An 18,522-nucleotide genomic window follows, 5' to 3' on the forward strand; every position below is an offset into this window, starting at 1 on the left:
CAAGGTGGCCTTCCTGCAATCCGGATGGGCCTCGTCGCGGGTCCCGGCCCGGGGGGACGTTCCTGCCGAGGCGGGTGTCAGGTGGGAGGCGGCGGTGCGACCGGGTCGAGGACGAGGAGGGACTCCCCTGCCTCCACGAACCCGGCGCGGCGGTAGAACGCCGTGCTCCCGGGCGTGGGCGCCAGCACCAGGCGCCGGTAGCGGCGGGTGCGGGCGTGTTCGACGGCGTGGGTGAGCAGCGCTCGCGGCACGCCGCGGTCGGCCCAGGAGGCGAGCACGAACGCGTTGCCGACGTGCCCGATCGCTCCTCCGCGTGCCCCCGGCCGCGGCATGTGGGCCATCTCGACGACGTTCAGCGAGCCCACCGCCGTGAACCCGGCCCGGTCCGAGCCCACCTCGGCCAGCCAGAACGTGCGCCGGGGCAGCTCGAAGCGCCACCACTGCGCGAACGTCGCCTCGAAGCCCGGGTCGAGGCGTTCCTCCCCACCCGCCCGCCCGCTGCGCTCCTCCAGCCAGGCCCGTCGCAGCCGGGCCAGCGCGTCGACGTCCCGCTCGTCGGCGACGCGGATGGTGAACGGCGGGGCGTCAGCCACCTTCGGCCAGGGAGTCGGCCCCGGTGGGATTCAGGACCGTCAGCGGCAGCAACGTCGTGCCGCTCGGGCCCACCTCGATGTCGGTGCCGGTGGACGGGCACACGCCGCAGTCGAAGCACGGCGTCCAGCGGCAGTCGTCCTGCTCCCGACCGGCGAGCGCCTCCTGCCAGTCGTCCCAGAGCCACTCGCGCTCCAGGCCGGAGTCGAGGTGGTCCCACGGCAGGATCTCGGCCTGCCCCCGCTCGCGGGTGGTGAACCACTCCAGGGAGACGCCCATCGGCCCCAGCTCGGCCGCGGCCGCCTCGACCCACCGCTCGTAGGAGAAGTGCTCGCTCCAGCCGTCGAACCGTCCGCCCTCGCGCCACACCCGCTCGATGACCGCCCCGACGCGCCGGTCGCCGCGCGCGAGCAGGCCCTCGATCAGCGACGGCTTGCCGTCGTGGTAGCGCATGCCGATGTTGCGGCCGATCTTGCGGTCGACGTTGACCGCGGCGCGCAGCTGCCGCAGCCGGTCGTCGACGACGTCGGGGTGGCACTGGGCGGCCCACTGGAACGGGGTGTGCGGCTTGGGCACGAACCCGCCGATCGAGATGGTGCAGCGCACGTCGTTGCGCCCCGACGCGGCGCGCCCGGCCTTGATCACGCGGTGCGCCATGCCCGCGATCTCCAGGACGTCGGCGTCCTCCTCGGTGGGCAGCCCGCACATGAAGTACAGCTTCACCTGCCGCCAGCCCTGCGCGAACGCCTCGCTGACGGTGCGGATCAGGTCCTCCTCCGACACCATCTTGTTGATCACCCGCCGGATCCGCTCGGACCCGCCCTCGGGGGCGAAGGTGAGCCCGGACCGCCGGCCGTTGCGGCTGATCTCGTTCGCGAGGTCGATGTTGAACGCGTCGACGCGGGTCGAGGGCAGGCTCAGCGAGGTGTTGGTGCCCTCGTAGCGGTCGGCCAGGCCCTTGGTGATCTCGGCGATCTCCGAGTGGTCGGCGCTGGACAGCGACAGCAGCCCGACCTCGTCGAACCCCGAGGCGCGCACGGACGCGTCCACCATCGAGCCGATGCCCTCCAGCGACCGCTCCCGCACCGGCCGGGTGATCATCCCGGCCTGGCAGAACCGGCAGCCGCGGGTGCAGCCGCGGAAGATCTCGACCGACGCGCGCTCGTGCACGGTCTCGGCCAGCGGCACCAGCGGCGCCTTCGGGTAGGGCCACTCGTCGAGCTCGGTGGTGGTGCGTTTGGTGACCGTCGCCGGCACGCGCTCGTCGATCGGGGTGACCGCGGCGATGCCCCCGTCCGCGCCGTAGGTGACGTCGTAGAGCGACGGGACGTAGCAGCCGTCGGTGGCCGCGAGGCGCAGCAGCAGCTCGGCGCGGCCCCCGGGCCGGCCCTGCGCCTTCCACTCGCGCACGACGTCGGTGATGTCGCCGACGATCTCCTCGCCGTCGCCCAGCGCCGCGACGTCGACGAAGCGCGCGACCGGCTCGGGATTGAACGCGGCGTGCCCGCCGGCCACGACGACCGGATGGTCGGCGGACCGGTCGACGGCGTGCAGCGGGATGCCCGCCAGGTCGAGCGCGGTGAGCAGGTTGGTGTAGCCGAGCTCGGTGGAGAAACTCACCCCGAGCAGGTCGAACGCCCCGAGCGGGCGGTGGCCGTCGACGGTGAACGCGGGCACGCCGTGCTCGCGCATCAGCGCCTCCAGGTCCGGCCACACCGAGTAGCAGCGCTCGGCCAGCGCGTCGACGCGCTCGTTGAGCACCTCGTAGAGGATCTGGACACCCTGGTTGGGCAGGCCCACCTCGTAGGCGTCGGGGTACATGAGCGCCCACCGGACGTCCGCGACGTCCCAGTCCTTGAGCTGCGCGTTCAGCTCCCCGCCCACGTACTGCACCGGCTTGGACACGCGCGGGAGCAGGGCTTCGAGATCGGCGAACACGCTGGGGGCAGTCACGCTGTACCAGGGTAGCCCCCGGGCCGGGGGACGGCGCGGTCACCGGGAGGTGCCCGGCGGCGCGGGCCCGCCCGAACCGCGGCGCGGCCGACGGCGAAGGCCGAGCCGATGAACGAGCGATTCTGCCGGGTCGGGGACGTCGAGCTCTGCTACGAGTCCCTCGGCGATCCCGCGCACCCCACCGTCGCGCTGGTCATGGGCCTGAACCTGTCGCTGGACTGGTGGCGCGACGACTTCTGCGCCGCCCTCGTCGCCCGGGATCTGCACGTGGTGCGTTTCGACAACCGGGACGTCGGCCGCTCCACCCACGTCCACGGGGCCGGGATCACGGCGTGGCAGTTCCTGCGCCGCCGCGCGAACCCGGTCTACTCCCTCGCCGACATGGCCGACGACGCCGCGGGCCTGATCGCACACGTCGACCCGCGCGGGGCGCACGTCGTCGGGGCGTCGCTCGGCGCGATGGTGGCGCAGGAGGTGGCGATCCGGCACCCCCGGCTCACCCGGTCCCTCGTCTCGATCATGGGGCGGCCCGGGGACGGGCGGACCGGCAGGGTCCACTGGACCCGCATCCCCGACTTCCTGCGCCCGCCGTCGACCGATCCGGTGGAGGGCATGGTGGCGGCGTTCCGGCGGATCGGCTCCGACGGGCGCACCGCCCGGGACGACGAGGACGTGCGCGTGACCGTGCGCCGCGCGATGAGCCGCGAGACCGGGGACGGCGGCGGCCGCCAGCTCGCGGCGTGCGTCGGCGAACGCGACCGCACCGCCGACCTCGGCCGGCTGACGATGCCCGCTCTGGTGGTGCACGGCGAACGGGACCGGGTGATCGTCCCCTCCGGCGGGCGCGCGACGGCCGCGGCGATCCCCGGCGCGGAGCTGCTGGAGGTGCCGGGGATGGGCCACGACCTGGCCCGCTGGGTGTGGCCGACCGTGATCGACGGGATCGCCCGCACCGCCCGCCGGGCAGACGCAAGGGAGTGACCGACCGCCGTCGCACACCCCTCGGCCGATCGCACAGGGTGCGACGTCTGCGACCGTCCGGGGCGTCTGCGCGAGCGAGGCGGCAGCCGGGGGTCAGATCAGCCCGGCCGAGCGCAGGGCGGCGCGGACGTCCTCGTGGTGCATCTCGTCCAGCGGCACCAGCGGCAGCCGGATCCCCGGCGGGATCAGGCCCATCTCGGCGAGCGCCCACTTCACCGGGATCGGGTTGGGCTCGGCGAACAGCGAGCGGTGCAGGCCGGCGAGGTCGGCGTCGATCTCCGCGGCCAGCTCGGCGTCGCCGTCCAGCGCGGCGGCGCACATCCGGGCCATCGCCTCGGGCGCGACGTTGGCCGTGACCGAGATGTCACCGTGGAACCCGGCGAGGATGCTCGCCCGCGCGGTGGCGTCGTCGCCGGAGTAGAGGGCGAAGCCGGGCAGCTGCAGCGCCACGAGGTCGCGGACCCGGTCGAGGTCGCCCAGCGCCTCCTTGAGCCCGACGATGTTGGGCACCGCGGCGAGGCGCTCCACGGTGGAGGGGAGCATGTCGACGGCCGTGCGACCGGGCACGTTGTAGAGGTACTGCGGGATGTCGACGGCCTCGGCGACCGCCCGGAAGTGCTGGTACAGGCCCTCCTGTGGGGGCTTGTTGTAGTACGGCGTGACCAGCAGGGCCCCGTCGGCGCCCGCCGCCCTCGCCGCCGCCGTGAGGTGGATCGCCTCGGCGGTGGAGTTGGCGCCGGTGCCCGCGATCACCGGCACCCGCCCGGCCGCCACCTCGATGGTGCGGCGGATCACGTCGGTGTGCTCGGCGACGTCCAGGGTGGCCGACTCGCCGGTGGTGCCGACCGACACGATGGCCGCGGTTCCGGCCTCGATCGTGCGGTCGACGACCTTCGCCAGCGCCTCGTGGTCGACCGCACCGTCCTCCCGCATGGGGGTGACCAGCGCGACCAGGCTTCCGGTGATCATCGACATCTCCTCCGACGCGGGGCGGACCGGACGCTACCCGTTCGTGACCGGCGTCCGGTAGCACGATCCGGCGGCGCTGCGGCGGATCAGCCGAAGGCGCCGGATCAGCCGAAGGCGGCGCGCACCGGGTTGGCCGCGGCGGTGACGCGGCGGGCGGCGGCACCCACCACCGCGACGATCGCCACCATGCCGGTGCCCGCGACGATCGGGGTCGCGTCGTTGAGCACGATCCCGGCCAGCGCCCACACCGCGGCCGCCGCATAGCCGACGACCGCCGTGCCGGACAGCACCACCCACATCAGGATCCCGGCCGCGGCGAGCAGCACGACGACCGCCGCCACCGCCGGGAGCGCCCCGGTGCCCGGCAACCCGGCCCACACACCGGTGGCGGCCGTGCCCAGCACGGTGGCCAGCGACACCCATCCGGCGTAGAGCGCGATCGAGCCGCGGAACACGACCCGCTCCAGCACGCCCGTCGCGGGTTCACGGCTCAGCCGTCCGAACACCGTCGCCAGGCACACCAGCAACGCGATGATCAGCAGCTCGGCCAGCGGGATCAGGCGCAGCGAGAACGCGAGGATCCAGGCCGGGTTGAGCACCGCGGACGCCACCAGCCACCAGCCCGTGCGGCGGTGCACCTCGCGGCCGCGCTGCGTGGGCAACAGCTGGTAGACGGCGTACGCGAGGAACCCGACGTAGATCGGACCCCAGATCGCGAACGCCCAGCCCGCGGCCAGCAGCGGCGTGGCGTAGTCGTTCGCGACGACCCCGACCGGTTCCCCGATCGCCCCGCCCCCGCCCAGCGCGGAGACCACGATCTGCACCACGGCGAGCACCGCCACGGCGGTGCCCCGGACGAGATCGGCGGTGGCGGAGCGGCGGGACGTGACGGTCATCCGCACATCATCGGCCCCCCGCCCGGCCCGGGCCAGCCGAGTCGCCCGACGGGCGCAACGGCCCGGCGACTACCGCAGCAGCAGCGCGTCGAGGCGGCGCGAGGCCACCGCCACCCCGAGCACGATCATCACCGCGAAGTAGGCCAGGTTGCCCAGCATCCCGGCGTGCACCGCCCCGGTGGTGAGACCACGCATGAGCTCGACGGCGTGGTACAGCGGCAGGCACTGCACCACGGTCTGCAGCGGCGGCGGGTAGACCGACAGGGGGAAGAACGTGGTGGAGAACAGGAACATCGGCAGCACCACGAGCGTGACCAGGTCGAAGTCCTGCCAGGACCGCATGAACGAGGTGGCCGCCATCCCGACGGCGGCGAACGCGAACGCCACCACCAGCGCCGCAGGCAGGGCGAGCAGCGCCCACGGCGAGGTGAGCAGCCCGAACCCCGCCATCACCGACAGGAACCCGAGCGCGTAGAGCCCGCCGCGGACCAGGGCCCAGCCGATCTCGCCGAGCGCGATGTCGACCGGGCCGAGCGGCGTGGCCAGCATCGCGTCGTAGAGCTTGGCGTAGCGGAGCTTGAAGAAGACGTTGAACGTGGAGTCGAACACCGCCCCGTTCATCGCCGACGCCGCCAGCAGGCCCGGTGCGATGAACGCGGCGTAGCTGATCGGGGCACCGTCCGGGCCGGGCAGCGTGCCGACCAGCGAGCCGAGGCCCTGCCCCATCGCGACGAGGTAGAACACCGGCTCGAAGAAGCCCGACACGAACGTGAGCCAGGTGCGGCGCGACACGATGGCCGAGCGCTCCAGCAGCATCCGGGACCGGCCCGCGTACCCGCCGGCCGGCAGCAGCCGCAGCCACGGGGCGGGCGGGGGCGGGGCCGCCGTCGTCGGCTCGGCCGTCATCGGGTCAGCCTCCGCCGGTAGAGCCGGGTGGACAGCGCGACACCCACGGCGAGCAGCGCGAGCAGGTACGCGACGTGCCCCAGCGCGGCGAGCGGACGCCAGAGGCCCAGCGCGGCGCCGCGGGCGAGCTCGGTGCCGTGCCACAGCGGCGAGATCCACGCGACCGGCTGGACCCAGTCGGGCAGCCGGCCGACGGGGAAGAACGTGCCGGAGAACAGCGTCATCGGGATGACGACGAAACGGAACAGCGCGCTGAACGGCCCACCCTCGTTCTCCACGGTGGCGGCGAACGCCATGACCAGCGACGCGAACGCGGTGCCGGTGAGTACCGCCGCCAGCAGCGACACCACGATGCCCGGGCTCGCGACGCCGCCGAACACGGCGATGACGACCACGTAGATCCCGCCGGTGCCGGTCAGCTTGGCGGTGGTCCAGCCCAGGTGCCCGAGCGCCACCTGCGCGGGGGTGAGCGGCCCGGCGCTCATCGCGTGGTAGGTGCGCTGCCACTTGAACGCCGAGAGCACCGGGTAGGTGGAGTCGAACGCCGCGGTCTGCACGGCCGACACCGCGAGCAGCGCGGGTGCGAGCCACACGAGGTACCCGAACCCGCCCGTGGCGGCCGCGACCTGGCCGGTGCCGGCCACCAGCGACCCGAACCCGACGCCGAAGGCCAGCAGGAACAGCAGCGGCTGGAGCACCGAGGACACGACCGTGGCCCGCCAGTTGCGCCGGTACCAGGTCCAGAAGCTCTCGACGACGAGCAGCACACCCCGCAGGTACGCGGGGACGGCGACGGTGGCGGTGGCGGTGGCGGTGGCGGGCATCAGTCCACCAGCGTCCGGCCGGTGAGCCGCAGGAACACGTCCTCCAGCGACGAGCGCCGCACCAGCGCCGAGAGCGGCCGGTGCCCGGCCCGCGCGACCTCGCCCTGCGCGTGCTCGCCGTCGGCGGTGTAGAGCAGCAGCCGGTCGGGCAGCTCCTCGACCCGGTCGACGTACGGGGCGAGCGCCTCGGCCGCCGGGCGGTGCTCGGGGGCGAAGCGCAGCTCCAGCACCTCGCGGGTGGCGTGGCGCTCGATCAGCTCGGCCGGCGACCCCTCGGCCACGATGACCCCGCCGTCCATCACGACGAGCCGGTCGCAGAGCTGCTCGGCCTCGTCCATGTAGTGCGTGGTGATGATCTGCGTGACGCCCTCGCGCTTGAGCCGGTAGAGACGCTCCCACAGCAGGTGCCGGGCCTGCGGGTCGAGCCCGGTGGTGGGCTCGTCGAGCAGCAGCAGCTCGGGGGTGTTGACCAGCGCGCGGGCGATCGTGAGGCGCCGCTTCATCCCGCCCGACAGCGGTTCGACCGGCTCGTCGGCCCGCTCGGTGAGCTGCGCGAACTCCATCAGTTCGACGGCCTTGGACCGGACGTGCGCCCTGGACAGCCCGAAGTAGCGGCCGTAGACCTGCAGGTTCTGGCGCACGGTGAGCTCGGCGTCGAGGTTGTCGAGCTGGGGCACCACCCCGAGGCGGGCCCGGATCCGCGGGCCGTCGACGTCGGGGTCCATGCCGAGCACCTGCAGCGTGCCCGCGCTGCGCGGCGACACGCACGCGATCATCCGCATCGTGGACGACTTGCCCGCGCCGTTGGGCCCGAGGAACCCGAACACCTCCCCCGGCGCGACGTCGACGTCGATGCCGGCCACGGCCTCGAACCCCCCGAACCGCTTGCGCAGCCCGCCCGCCTGGACCAGCCCGTCCCCCATGGCGAGCACGGTAACCGGCACCCCCGACAGAGTGCGTGGACGTTTCGGACGCCGCTCAGCGCAGCCGCAGGTGGAACCAGTGCGCGTCGCGCAGGCCGTCCGGGCCGGGGCCCAGGCGCAGGGTGCCCGGCCACACCCCGACCGGCGTCCACCCCCGCGCCGCGTAGTACCGGGGCAGGTCGGTGCCCCCGCGCGCCGTGAGCATCAGGAACTCCCGGCCCAGCGTCGTGGCGTGGGCGACGGCGGCGTCGAGCAGGGCCGTGCCGTGGCCGCGGCCCTGCTGGTCGGGACGGACCATCAGGCGCACGACCTCGGCCCCGTGCTCGGTCCGCGGGCCGGCCCCGCGGCGCAGGAACACCGTGCCCACCGGGGCGGCGGGCGGGCCGAGCACGAGCAGCTGCTCGCGACCGGCCGCCACCTCGGCCGCGGCGAGCTGTGCGGCCGCCCGGATCTCGGCTCCGGGGGTGTCCTCGACGAACCCGACCGCGCCGCCGACGCGCGTGACGGCGGTCCAGAGCCGGGCCAGCGCGTCCGCGTCGATCCGGTCGACGAGCTGCGGGCCCGCGGGCCCGCACGTCACAGGTGCGGGAACCAGAGCTTGATCTCCCGGGCCGCGCTTTCGGGCGAGTCGGAACCGTGGACGAGGTTGGACTGGGTCTCCAGGCCGAAGTCGCCGCGGATCGTGCCCGGCGTGGCCTTCTCGACCGGGTCGGTGCCGCCGGCGAGCTGGCGCCACGCCGCGATCGCGCGGGGGCCCTCGACCACGGCGGAGAGCACCTGGCCGGAGGTGATGAACTCCAGGAGGGAGTCGAAGAAGGGCTTGCCGTCGTGCTCGGCGTAGTGCTGGGCGGCCAGCTCGCGGTCGACGGTGCGCAGTTCGAGGGCGACGATGTCGAGGCCCTTGCGCTCGATTCGGGCGAGGACCTCCCCGATCAGCTTGCGCGAGACGCCGTCGGGCTTGACGAGGACGAGGGTGCGTTCGGTCACGCCGACGAGGGTATCGGCGAGCCGTTCGCGGTCCGTAATGCGGCCCGGCGGGCGGCGGCTGCGAGGATGTGCCCGTGACCCGACGGCTGCTGTTCACCTGCGTGGCCCTGCTGCTGGCGCTCACGGGCTGCGCCGCCGCCCCGACCGCCGCGCCCGGCGGCGCCGCTCTGGACTTCACCGCCACCACCGTCGACGGGGCGCCGTTCGACGCGGGTGAGCTGGCCGGCGCCCCGGTCGTGCTGTGGTTCTGGGCGCCGTTTTGATCCACGTGCCGGGCCGAGGGGCCCGGCGTGGCGGCGGTCGCCGCCGAGTACGAGGGACGGGTGCGGTTCGTGGGCGTCCCCGGGCGGGGTGAGCTCGCCGACATGCGCGGGTTCGTCGCCGACACCGGCACCGGGGCGCTGACCCACGTCGTCGACGAGGACGGGGCCCTGTGGCAGGGCTTCGGCGTGGTCGCCCAGCCCGCGTTCGCCGACATCGCCGCCGACGGCACGGTCACGGTCTCGCGCGGTGGCCGCGACGTCGACGAGCTGCGGGCGGCCGCCGACGCGCTGCTGCAGACCCCCTCGGCCGGCTGAGCATGGACCCCGCCGCGCTCGCGTTCGCACTGGTCGCGGGCGCGGTGGCGGCGTTCAACCCGTGCGGTTTCGCGTTGCTGCCGGCCTACCTCGGGCTGCTCGTCGCAGGCGGCGGGCGCACCGGGGCGGTGCTGCGGGCGCTGCGCTTCTCCGCGGGCATGACGGTCGGCTTCGTGGCCGTGTTCGGGCTGGTGGGGGTGGTGCTTGCGCCGCTGGCCCTGTCGCTGGAGCGCTACCTGCCGGTCGTCACCGTGCTCGTCGGGGTCGTGCTCGTGGTGCTGGGCGCGTGGCTGCTGGCCGGTCGGACGCTCGCGATCCCCGGGCTGGCCGGGCACGGATCCGCCCCGACCCGGCGCTGGTGGTCGCAGATCGGCTACGGCGTCTCGTTCGCGCTGGCGTCGCTGTCGTGCACGATCGCGCCGTTCCTGGCCGTCGTGGCCGGGTCGCTGCGCGTCGGCGGCCCGCTGGGCGTCGGGGCGGCGTTCGTCGCCTACGCGCTCGGGATGGGGGTCGTCGTGCTCGCCGTGGCGCTGGCCGTCGCCCTGGCGAGCGCGCGGGCGGTCGGCACGCTGCGGCACGCGGGTGCGGTGATCAGCCGGGCCGGGGGTGCGCTGCTGGTCGTCGCGGGGGCCTACGTCGCCTGGTACGGCTGGATCGAGATCCGGTCGCTCGCCGGCGGGGACCCGGCCGACCCCGTCGTCGCCGCCGCGATCGACGTCCAGGCGGCGGTCGCCGACCTGATCGCCGGGCTCGGGGCGGGCGGGCTGCTGGCGGTGGCCGCGGTACTGGCCACGGGCATCGCGGCCCTGACCCTGCGCCGGGTGCGGGCGCAGTGACGGGCCACCGCACCGGCGTCGTGGTGGCCGCACCGGCGTCCGGATGCCGGTGTCGTGCACACGACGCCGGTGCGGTCAGACCGGCCGCAGCTCCGCCGCCGCGAACGACACGCTGAACCGCTCGCACCAGATGCTCACGCTGGTGAGCGCGTCGAGGTCCACGTCGGCGGGGATCTCGTAGTTCGAGCTGCCGATGTTGCCCTTCAGCTCGCCCAGGTCGACGTACGCGCCGTCGTCGAAGACGTACCAGCCGTCCGTGCCCTCGATCACGGGTGCATCGGTGAGCCACACCTTGAGCAGGGGGCCGTCGCTGGTGTCGAGGTCCTCCAGGCGCAGCACCCGCGACCCGTCGGCCAGCTCCAGGATCACCACCGATCCGCTGCTGGCGTGCTCGTGGGAGATGAACTCGCCCCGCACCAGCTCCACGGGCCCGGTGGCCACGGGTTCGGGTTCGGGTTCGGGTTCGGCCACGACCGCAGGCGGGTCGACCGGCGCGGCCGCGACCGGTGCTGCGGCGACGGGCGGCGCCTCGTCCACCGTGCGGTCGACGAACAGTTTCCAGGGCTGGAACACCGCCAGCGCGACGACGAGCAGCGCGGCGGCGACGGCGAGACCGGCGAGCACCGGGGGGCGACGGAGGATGTGCACGGCGCCGATCCTGCCCGGGAACGGTGGAGGTGTCCCTTACGAGTCGGAGACCTGTTGGCCGGGCAGCTCGCCACGTTCCATGCGCAGCGCCACGTCGCGGCGCAGGAACAGCAGCCCGGCCCACACCAGCACGAAGACCAGGCCCATGATCGCCAGGGCCGGGACGAGGAACCCGCACAGCAGCACCGCGACCTGCAGCGCGAGCGCGAGCGCGAGCCCCCACGGCCGCCGCTGCAAGCCCGCGGCGACGATCATCGCGACGGCCACCGCCGCGATCACCGCGACGCCCAGCGGTGTGGCACCGTCGCCGAACTTCGGCAGCACCAGCAGCGCCAGCGCGACGACGATCGACTCCAGGACGAGGGTGGCCGCGAAGACCCCCCGGATGCCCTTCATCGGGTCGGGCGCGGGGGCACTCACGTGGGTTCCTTACCGAACAGCGTGCGCGTCTCGCCCACCGTGACGACCGACCCGGTGACGACGACGCCGACGCCGGACTCGCCGCCCTCCTCGGCCAGCTCCCCCGCCTGCTCCACAGCGGCGGCGAGCACGGGCTCCACGCTGACCCGTTCCGACCCGAAGATCTCGGTGGCCAGCGCGCCCAGCTCGTCGGCGTCCATCGCCCGGGGCGAGGAGTTGGCCGTGACGACGACCTCGGCCAGCACCGGCTCCAGCTCGGTGAGGATGCCGCGGGCGTCCTTGTCGGCCATCACGCCGACCACACCCACGAGCCGGGTGAACCGGAACTCGCCGAGCAGCGCGGCCGCCAACGCCCGGGCGCCGTGCGGGTTGTGCGCGGCGTCGGCGAGCACCGTGGGCACGCCCGGCCCGGCCGCGAGCCGCTCCAGCCGCCCCGGCGACGCCACCCGGGCGAACGCGGCCCGCACCGCGTCGGGGTCGATCGGCTGCTTCGGGCCCGCCCCGATCAGGGCCTCCACCGCCGCGAGGGCCAGCGCCGCATTGGCCGCCTGGTGCTCGCCGTGCAGCGGCAGGACGATGTCGTCGTACATACCCGAGAGCCCGCGCAGCGCGATCCGCTGCCCGCCCACGGCGACCTCGCGCTGCGCCACCCCGAACTCCGCGCCGTCGCGCGCGACCTGCGCGTCGACCTCCACGCATCGCTCCAGCAGCACCTCGGCCACCTCGCGGTCCTGGGTGGCGAGCACCGCCACCGAACCGGGCTTGATGATCCCGGCCTTCTCGCGGGCGATGCCGAGGACGTCGGTGCCCAGGTACTCGGCGTGGTCGAGCCCGATCGGCGTGATCACGGCGACCGTCGCGTCGGCGACGTTCGTGGCGTCCCAGCGCCCGCCCAGCCCGACCTCGACGATCCCGGCCTCCACCGGCGCGTCGGCGAAGGCCGCGAACCCCATCGCGGTGAGCACCTCGAACTTGGAGAGCCTGCCCAGCTCGGCGTCGACGATGTCGAGGAACGGCTCGACGTCGCGGTAGACGGCCACGTACCGCTCCGGGGTGATCGGCCGGTTGTCGATGTTGATCCGCTCGGTGGCCCGCTGCAGGTGCGGGCTGGTGTAGCGGCCGGTGCGCAGGCCGATCTCGGTGAGCAGGGCGTCGACCATCCGCGCCGTGGACGTCTTGCCGTTGGTGCCGGTCAGGTGCACCACGGGGTATCCGCGGTGCGGCTCGCCGAGCGCGTCGACCAGCGCGGCGATGCGGTCCAGCGAGGGCTCCATGACCGTCTCGGGCCAGCGCCGGTCCAGCTCGGCCTCGACGGCCAGGAACTCGGCGAAATCCACCACGCCGGAGGTCTCGGGGATCACCGAGGGCGAGTCGGCCCCCCGGATGGCGTCGAGAACGTGTGAGATCACCGCCTCCTCGGGGTCGGGGACGTCCCCCTCGCCCTCGGGACGGTCCTCGTGCGGCCCCGTCACGACGACGGCAGGGCGGCGAGGCGTGCCGTGACCCGCTCGATGTCGGCCACCGCGGTGGCGCGCCGCGCGCGGATCCCGTCGACGACGGCGGCGGGTGCGTTGTCGACGAACTTCGGGTTGCCCAGCTTCTTGTCGGCGGCGTCGAGCTCCTTCTGCGCGGCCGCGAGGTCGCGGCCCAGGCGCGCCCGCTCGGCGGCCACGTCGATGGCACCGGACGTGTCGAGCTCGACGTGCACCGTGGCGGACCCCAGTGCCACCTCGACCGTGGCCGTGGCGGCGAAGTCGTCGCCGGGCGCGTCGAGACGCACCAGCGACGCGACGGCGGCACGGTGCGCCCCCAGCCCGGCCTCGTCGAGCCCGACCAGGCGCGCCGCGACGCGCCGGGCGTCGGGCACCCGCTGCTCGGTGCGGAAGCGCCGCACCTCGGTGGCCAGCTTCTGCAGCGCCACGATCCGGGCCGCGGCGCCGTCGTCGACGGGGCGGCCCGCGTCGACCGGCCACGGCGCGACCACGATCGACTCGCTCCCGGTCAACGGCTGCCACAGTGCCTCGGTGATGAACGGCATCACCGGGTGCAGCAGCCGCAGCAGCGCGTCGAGGACGTGGCCGAGCACCGCCCGCGTGCCGTCGGCGGTGGCCTCGTCGGCGAGCTGGGGCTTGGCCAGCTCCAGGTACCAGGCGCAGAACTCGTCCCAGGTGAAGTGGTAGAGCGCCTCGGTGGCCTTGGCGAACTGGTAGTCCTCCAGCAGCGCGTCGACCTGCTCCCGCACCTGCCCGAGCCGGCCGAGGATCCAGGCGTCGGCGTCGGTCGGCGAGGTGGGCAGCGGCAGGGCCGGCGAGGCGTGGTTGGCCAGCGCGAGGCGCGTGGCGTTCCACAGCTTGGTGCCGAAGCTGCGCGCGGCGAGCACGGCGTCGTCGCCGATGGGCATGTCCGTGCCCGGGTTGGCCCCGCGGGCCAGCGCGAACCGCACCGCGTCGGTGCCGTAGGCGTCCATCCACGCCAGCGGGTCGACGGTGTTGCCGGCCGACTTGGACATCTTCCTGCCGTGCGCGTCGCGCACCATGCCGTGCAGGGCGATCGTGTCGAAGGGCCGCTCGCCGTCCATCGCGTAGTGGCCCATCATCATCATCCGGGCGACCCAGAAGAAGAGGATGTCGTAGCCGGTGACCAGCACCGACGTGGGATAGAACTTCTCCAGGTCCGGGGTCTTGTCGGGCCAGCCGAGCGTGGAGAACGGCCACAGCCCCGAGGAGAACCACGTGTCGAGGACGTCGGGGTCCTGCGTGTACCCGGCGGGCGGCTCCTCGTCGGGGCCGACGCAGACGATCTCGCCGTCGGGCCCGTACCAGACCGGGATGCGGTGGCCCCACCAGAGCTGGCGGGAGATGCACCAGTCGTGCATGTTGTCGACCCAGGCGAACCAGCGGGACTCCATCTCCGGCGGGTGGACCGTGACCGACCCGTTGCGGACGGCGTCGCCCGCGACCTGCGCCAGCGGCCCGACCTTGACGAACCACTGCAGGCTCAGCCGGGGCTCGATCGGCTCCTTGCTCCCGCGCGAGGAGTGCCCGACGCTGTGCAGGTAGGGCCGCTTCTCCGCGACGATCCGGCCCTGCGCGGCCAGCGCCTCGCGGACCTTCACGCGCGCGGTGAACCGGTCCATGCCGTCGAACTCGGTGCCCGTGCCCGCGATGCGCCCGGACTCGTCCATGATCGAGGGCATCGGCAGGTCGTGGCGGCGGCCGATCTCGAAGTCGTTGGGGTCGTGGGCCGGGGTGACCTTGACCGCGCCGGTGCCGAACGCCGGGTCCACGTGCTCGTCGGCCACGACCCGGATCATGCGCCCGACCAGCGGCAGCTCGATCTCGCGGCCGACCAGGTGGGCGTAGCGCTCGTCGTCGGGATGCACGGCCACCGCGGTGTCGCCGAGCATCGTCTCGACGCGGGTGGTGGCCACGACCATCGCGTCGTCGCCGTCCCCGTAGCGGATGGAGACCAGCTCGCCGGCGACCTCGACGTGGTCGACCTCGACGTCGGAGAGCACGCTGCGCATCTCCGGGCTCCAGTTGACCATCCGCTCCGCGCGGTAGATGAGGCCCTCGTCGTAGAGCCTCTTGAAGATCGTGAGGACCGCGCGGTTGGACCGGGCGTCCATCGTGAACCGCTCGCGGCTCCAGTCGCAGCTCTCGCCGAGGCGCCGCATCTGGGCGAGGATCGCGCCCCCGTGCTCGGCCTTCCACTCCCAGGTGCGCTCGATGAACGCATCGCGGCCCAGCTCACGGCGGCTGGTGCCCTCCTCGGCCAGCGCCTTCTCGACCAGCGCGTGGACCGCGATCGACGCGTGGTCCATGCCGGGCAGGTAGAGCGTCTCGTAGCCCTGCATCCGCCTGCGCCGGACCAGGACGTCGATCAGCGTGTGCTCGAAGGCGTGCCCGATGTGCAGGCTGCCGGTGACGTTGGGCGGCGGGATGACGATGCAGAACGGCGGCTTGTCGGAGGTGGCGTCCGCGGTGAAGTAACCGGCGTCGACCCAGCCCTGGTACATGCTCGCCTCTACCTCGCCCGGACTCCACTGGGCGGGCAGGTCGGCAGTACGGGGAGGAAGGGTGTCGGTCACCCTGCCAAGTCTACGAGCCACCCCCGACAGGGTTTCCTAGAGGACCAGGCTGACGGTGAACGCCAGCGCGAAACCGACCAGCCCGATCAACGTCTCCATCACCGTCCAGGTCTTCAGCGTGGTCTTCACGTCCATCTCCAGGAACCGCCCGACGAGCCAGAACCCGGAGTCGTTGACGTGGCTGAGCACCGTGGAGCCGCAGGCGATCGCGATGACGATCAGCGCGATCTGCAGCGGGGAGAGCCCCTGCGCGCCGACGACGGGCGCGATGAGACCGGCGGTGGTGGTCAGTGCGACCGTGGCCGAGCCCTGCGCGACCCGCAGCGCGGTGGCGATCAGGAACGCGGCCACGATCGCCGGCAGCCCGATGTCGGACAGGCTCCCGGCCAGCGCGTCGCCGATGCCGCTGGTGCGCAGCACGCCGCCGAACGCACCACCGGCGCCGGTGATCAGGATGATGGCGCAGACCGGGCCGAGCGAGGAGTTGACGATCTTCTCGACCTCGGCGCGGCTGAATCGCTCGCGGCCCAGCACGTACATCGCCACCAGCACGGTGATCAGCAGCGCGACGGGGGTCTGGCCGAGCAGCCGCAGCGCGCCGACCGTGGCCGCGTCCCCGTCGACCACCCCGGCCGTGGCCAGCGTGTTCAGCCCGGTGTTGAGCAGGATGAGCACCAGCGGGAGCAGCAGCAGGCTCAGCACGGTGCCGAACTTCGGCGCGGTGCGCTGCCCGGTCCGTGTCAGGGTGCTCCCGCCGCCGCCGTCGCCATCCTCGTCGGAGAGCAGGCTCGGCACGGGCACGTCGACCCGCCGCCCGATCCAGCGACCGAACAGGTAGGAGGCGATGTACCAGGTGGGCAGCCCGATCAGCAGGCCGACGACGAGAACCAGACCCAGGTCGGTGCCCAGCCCGAGGATCTCCGAGGCCCCGACCGGACCGGGGTGCGGCGGCACGAACGCGTGCATCACCGCGAAGGCGCCGGCCGAGGGCAATGCGTAGATCAGCACCGAACCGCCGAACTGCCGGGCGACGCTGAAGATCAGCGGCAGGAACACCACGAACCCCGCATCGAAGAAGATCGGGAAGCCGAACAGCAGCGAGGCGACGCCCAGCGCGAGCGGGGCATGCCGCTCGCCGAACCGGTTGACCAGCGTGTCGGCCAGCACCTGGGCACCGCCGGTCACCTCCAGCAGCTTTCCGATCATCGCCCCGAGCCCGACCAGCAGCGCGACGCTGGCCAGCGTCGTGCCGAAGCCCGCGAGCAGCGTCGGCACGGCGTCGGCCACCGGGATACCCGCGACCAGCGCGGTGAGCAGGCTGACCAGGATCAGGGCGACGAAGGCGTGCAGCCGCAGCGCCATGATCAGCACCAGCAGCAGGGCGACGGCGCCGACGGCGATGAGCAGCAGGGGCCCGGTGCCGTACACGGGCACGAACTCGTCCTGGGCGAGCACGGTGGTGATCATGGCTTGCCTCCGGCGGCGGTGGCGGCGAGGTAGCCGTCGACGAGGTCGTCGACGGGGCGGTCGAGGTCGAGGGTGAGGCCGTGCTCGTCGGCGCCCAACGGTTCGAGCGTCGCGAACTGGGAGTCGACGAGGCTGGCGGGCATGAAGTGCCCGGGCCGCCCGGCCACGCGGCGGGCGATCACCTCGGGACTCCCGTGCAGGTGCACGAACAGCTGGGTGGGTGCGGCGGCGCGCAGCACGTCGCGGTAGCTGCGTCGCAGGGCCGAGCAGCTGACGACGCCGCCGCCCGCGGCGTGCGCGGCGAGCCACTCGCCGATGCGGTGCAGCCACGGGAGCCGGTCGTCGTCGGTGAGCGGGACACCGGCCGACATCTTCTCGACGTTCTCGGCCGGGTGGAAGTCGTCGGCGTCGGCGTACCGCACGCGCAGGCGCTGGGCGAGCGCGGCGCCGACGGTGGTCTTGCCCGAGCCGGACACTCCCATGACGGTGAGCAGCGGCGGATCGGGTACGGGATGGATGGGCATCGTTGCCTCCTCGGGACGATGCTCAGCATCCACTTTAAATACTATTTATGCAATACTGTATCGATTCACATCGTATTTATGTACACAGGGCGCCCAAAGGTGACATCATTCGGCGCATGACCACCGGTTTGCACGCCGACCTCCTCGACCGACTCGGCCTGCTGGTCGCCTCCGGCGAGCTCGCCGAAGGCGCGGTGCTCCGCGCCGAGGAGATGGAGGCCCACTTCGGCGTGTCCCGCACCGTCGTCCGCGAGGCCGTGCGCGTGCTGGAGTCGATGGGCATGGTCGCCAGCAAGCGGCGCGTCGGCACGACGGTCGCGCCGATCACGGCCTGGAACGTCTTCGACCCCATGGTCATCCGCTGGCGCCTCGCCGGACCGGGCCGCGACTCCCAGCTGCGGTCGCTCTCGGAGCTGCGGGCCGGGTTCGAGCCGATGGCCGCCGCGTACGCCGCGCAGCGCGCCACCGGCGAGCAGTGCGGGCTCCTGACCGGTGCCGTCATGGACATGGCGGTCCATGGCCGCTCGGGTGACCTGCAGGCCTACCTCGCCGCCGACGTCGTGTTCCACCGCACGCTGCTCGCCGCCACCGGCAACGAGATGCTCGCCGCGCTGGCCGACGTCGTCGCCGAGGTCCTCGCCGGACGCACCCACCACGGCCTCATGCCCGCCACGCCCGAACCCGCCGCGATCCGGCTGCACGCCGACGTGGCCCAGGCGGTGCAGTCCGGCGACGCCCCCGCCGCCCGCCGGGCGATGGAGGCGATCATCTCCGAGGCCGCGGACGCGATGCTGGACGGCGACCCACACCCCCGCTGACGGCCGCCCGTGCCGGGTTCGGGTGGGCGCGTCCTTGCGCAGGCCGCCTCTCGCGCGCCGAACCGCGTCTCGCGCGCCACCGGCAGCGCGCGAGGCTCCGTTCCGCACGCG

The 18,522-nt window shown here is 73.6% G+C and carries 20 protein-coding genes; 5 read left to right on the forward strand and 15 right to left on the reverse strand.

Translation table 11 applies throughout. From position 1 onward, the window contains the following. Positions 1–77: 77 nt before the first annotated feature. Both Q1K26_RS08475 and Q1K26_RS08480 read right to left on the reverse strand, forming a co-directional pair. On the reverse strand, positions 78–593 hold the full coding sequence (locus Q1K26_RS08475) for a GNAT family N-acetyltransferase (RefSeq protein ID WP_300009024.1): 516 nt from the start codon (positions 591–593) through the stop codon (positions 78–80). Next, positions 586–2,544: a TIGR03960 family B12-binding radical SAM protein gene (locus tag Q1K26_RS08480; RefSeq protein WP_300009025.1), complete on the reverse strand. Its 1,959-nt coding sequence runs from the start codon at positions 2,542–2,544 to the stop codon at positions 586–588. Before Q1K26_RS08480 ends, Q1K26_RS08475 begins: the two co-directional genes overlap by 8 nt. Before the next feature lie 108 nt (positions 2,545–2,652). Here Q1K26_RS08480 and Q1K26_RS08485 point away from each other — a divergent pair, with 108 nt between their 5' ends. Further along, positions 2,653–3,525, forward strand: coding sequence for an alpha/beta hydrolase (locus Q1K26_RS08485; RefSeq protein WP_300009026.1), 873 nt, complete (start codon positions 2,653–2,655; stop codon positions 3,523–3,525). A 93-nt stretch (positions 3,526–3,618) separates the two neighbouring features. Here the strand turns inward: Q1K26_RS08485 and dapA are convergent, their stop codons facing one another. The 7 genes from dapA to ndk all read right to left on the reverse strand — a co-directional run bounded on the left by dapA (position 3,619) and on the right by ndk (position 9,030). Next, positions 3,619–4,494 (reverse strand): 4-hydroxy-tetrahydrodipicolinate synthase, encoded by an 876-nt coding sequence (gene dapA / locus Q1K26_RS08490; protein ID WP_300009027.1) that lies wholly within the window; start codon positions 4,492–4,494, stop codon positions 3,619–3,621. A 104-nt stretch (positions 4,495–4,598) separates the two neighbouring features. Beyond that, a complete protein-coding gene (locus Q1K26_RS08495) occupies positions 4,599–5,390 on the reverse strand; it encodes a hypothetical protein (RefSeq protein WP_300009028.1) in 792 nt (263 codons plus the stop codon). 69 nt (positions 5,391–5,459) lie between these two features. Then, positions 5,460–6,296 carry an ABC transporter permease gene (locus tag Q1K26_RS08500; RefSeq protein WP_300009029.1) on the reverse strand — a complete coding sequence of 279 codons (837 nt, stop codon included), beginning with the start codon at positions 6,294–6,296 and terminating at the stop codon, positions 5,460–5,462. Further along, positions 6,293–7,120, reverse strand: a complete 828-nt coding sequence (locus Q1K26_RS08505; RefSeq protein WP_300009030.1) for an ABC transporter permease — start codon at positions 7,118–7,120, stop codon at positions 6,293–6,295. Before Q1K26_RS08505 ends, Q1K26_RS08500 begins: the two co-directional genes overlap by 4 nt. Then, entirely contained in the window at positions 7,120–8,043 is a 924-nt protein-coding gene (locus Q1K26_RS08510) for an ABC transporter ATP-binding protein (RefSeq protein WP_300009031.1), read from the reverse strand. The genes Q1K26_RS08505 and Q1K26_RS08510 overlap by 1 nt, the downstream gene beginning before the upstream one ends. Before the next feature lie 55 nt (positions 8,044–8,098). Continuing rightward, positions 8,099–8,623: a GNAT family N-acetyltransferase gene (locus Q1K26_RS08515; RefSeq protein WP_300009032.1), complete on the reverse strand. Its 525-nt coding sequence runs from the start codon at positions 8,621–8,623 to the stop codon at positions 8,099–8,101. Then, positions 8,620–9,030, reverse strand: a complete 411-nt coding sequence (gene ndk, locus Q1K26_RS08520; RefSeq protein WP_300009033.1) for a nucleoside-diphosphate kinase — start codon at positions 9,028–9,030, stop codon at positions 8,620–8,622. Before ndk ends, Q1K26_RS08515 begins: the two co-directional genes overlap by 4 nt. Before the next feature lie 74 nt (positions 9,031–9,104). Here ndk and Q1K26_RS08525 point away from each other — a divergent pair, with 74 nt between their 5' ends. The 3 genes from Q1K26_RS08525 to Q1K26_RS08535 are packed head-to-tail and all read left to right on the forward strand — an operon-like array spanning position 9,105 to position 10,444. Then, positions 9,105–9,293 carry a hypothetical protein gene (locus Q1K26_RS08525; RefSeq protein WP_300009034.1) on the forward strand — a complete coding sequence of 63 codons (189 nt, stop codon included), beginning with the start codon at positions 9,105–9,107 and terminating at the stop codon, positions 9,291–9,293. Between the two features lie 27 nt (positions 9,294–9,320). Beyond that, positions 9,321–9,608, forward strand: a complete 288-nt coding sequence (locus tag Q1K26_RS08530; protein WP_300009035.1) for a hypothetical protein — start codon at positions 9,321–9,323, stop codon at positions 9,606–9,608. Between the two features lie 2 nt (positions 9,609–9,610). Further along, positions 9,611–10,444 (forward strand): cytochrome c biogenesis protein CcdA, encoded by an 834-nt coding sequence (locus tag Q1K26_RS08535; RefSeq protein WP_300009036.1) that lies wholly within the window; start codon positions 9,611–9,613, stop codon positions 10,442–10,444. 75 nt (positions 10,445–10,519) lie between these two features. On the opposite strand, the gene Q1K26_RS08540 is transcribed toward Q1K26_RS08535, so the two are convergent. The 6 genes from Q1K26_RS08540 to Q1K26_RS08565 are packed head-to-tail and all read right to left on the reverse strand — an operon-like array spanning position 10,520 to position 17,593. Further along, the gene (locus Q1K26_RS08540) at positions 10,520–11,092 is read right to left on the reverse strand and encodes a DM13 domain-containing protein (RefSeq protein WP_300009037.1); all 573 of its coding nucleotides are present in this window, start codon (positions 11,090–11,092) and stop codon (positions 10,520–10,522) included. A 36-nt stretch (positions 11,093–11,128) separates the two neighbouring features. Continuing rightward, entirely contained in the window at positions 11,129–11,512 is a 384-nt protein-coding gene (locus Q1K26_RS08545) for a DUF4233 domain-containing protein (protein ID WP_300009038.1), read from the reverse strand. Next, on the reverse strand, positions 11,509–12,984 hold the full coding sequence (locus Q1K26_RS08550; protein ID WP_300009039.1) for a folylpolyglutamate synthase/dihydrofolate synthase family protein: 1,476 nt from the start codon (positions 12,982–12,984) through the stop codon (positions 11,509–11,511). Before Q1K26_RS08550 ends, Q1K26_RS08545 begins: the two co-directional genes overlap by 4 nt. Then, a complete protein-coding gene (locus tag Q1K26_RS08555; protein ID WP_300009040.1) occupies positions 12,981–15,602 on the reverse strand; it encodes a valine--tRNA ligase in 2,622 nt (873 codons plus the stop codon). Before Q1K26_RS08555 ends, Q1K26_RS08550 begins: the two co-directional genes overlap by 4 nt. A gap of 36 nt (positions 15,603–15,638) precedes the next feature. After that, positions 15,639–17,069: a GntP family permease gene (locus Q1K26_RS08560; RefSeq protein ID WP_300009041.1), complete on the reverse strand. Its 1,431-nt coding sequence runs from the start codon at positions 17,067–17,069 to the stop codon at positions 15,639–15,641. Further along, the gene (locus tag Q1K26_RS08565; RefSeq protein WP_300009042.1) at positions 17,066–17,593 is read right to left on the reverse strand and encodes a gluconokinase; all 528 of its coding nucleotides are present in this window, start codon (positions 17,591–17,593) and stop codon (positions 17,066–17,068) included. The genes Q1K26_RS08560 and Q1K26_RS08565 overlap by 4 nt, the downstream gene beginning before the upstream one ends. Positions 17,594–17,709: 116 nt before the next feature. Here Q1K26_RS08565 and Q1K26_RS08570 point away from each other — a divergent pair, with 116 nt between their 5' ends. Further along, positions 17,710–18,411: an FCD domain-containing protein gene (locus tag Q1K26_RS08570; RefSeq protein ID WP_300009043.1), complete on the forward strand. Its 702-nt coding sequence runs from the start codon at positions 17,710–17,712 to the stop codon at positions 18,409–18,411. The last annotated feature ends 111 nt before the right edge of the window (positions 18,412–18,522 follow it).

The sequence above is a fragment of the Pseudonocardia sp. genome, from assembly GCF_029263155.1.
GTDB lineage: Bacteria > Actinomycetota > Actinomycetes > Mycobacteriales > Pseudonocardiaceae > Pseudonocardia.

Bases quoted from the DNA above. Each gene is read 5' to 3' on its own strand.
- Q1K26_RS08535 (WP_300009036.1), top strand. From the start codon at position 9,611: ATGGACCCCGCCGCGCTCGCGTTCGCACTGGTCGCGGGCGCGGTGGCG.
- Q1K26_RS08570 (WP_300009043.1), top strand. From the start codon at position 17,710: ATGACCACCGGTTTGCACGCCGACCTCCTCGACCGACTCGGCCTGCTG.
- Q1K26_RS08510 (WP_300009031.1), bottom strand. From the start codon at position 8,043: ATGGGGGACGGGCTGGTCCAGGCGGGCGGGCTGCGCAAGCGGTTCGGG.
- dapA (WP_300009027.1), bottom strand. From the start codon at position 4,494: ATGATCACCGGAAGCCTGGTCGCGCTGGTCACCCCCATGCGGGAGGAC.
- Q1K26_RS08485 (WP_300009026.1), top strand. From the start codon at position 2,653: ATGAACGAGCGATTCTGCCGGGTCGGGGACGTCGAGCTCTGCTACGAG.
- Q1K26_RS08495 (WP_300009028.1), bottom strand. From the start codon at position 5,390: ATGACCGTCACGTCCCGCCGCTCCGCCACCGCCGATCTCGTCCGGGGC.
- Q1K26_RS08565 (WP_300009042.1), bottom strand. From the start codon at position 17,593: ATGCCCATCCATCCCGTACCCGATCCGCCGCTGCTCACCGTCATGGGA.
- Q1K26_RS08500 (WP_300009029.1), bottom strand. From the start codon at position 6,296: ATGACGGCCGAGCCGACGACGGCGGCCCCGCCCCCGCCCGCCCCGTGG.
- Q1K26_RS08505 (WP_300009030.1), bottom strand. From the start codon at position 7,120: ATGCCCGCCACCGCCACCGCCACCGCCACCGTCGCCGTCCCCGCGTAC.
- Q1K26_RS08560 (WP_300009041.1), bottom strand. From the start codon at position 17,069: ATGATCACCACCGTGCTCGCCCAGGACGAGTTCGTGCCCGTGTACGGC.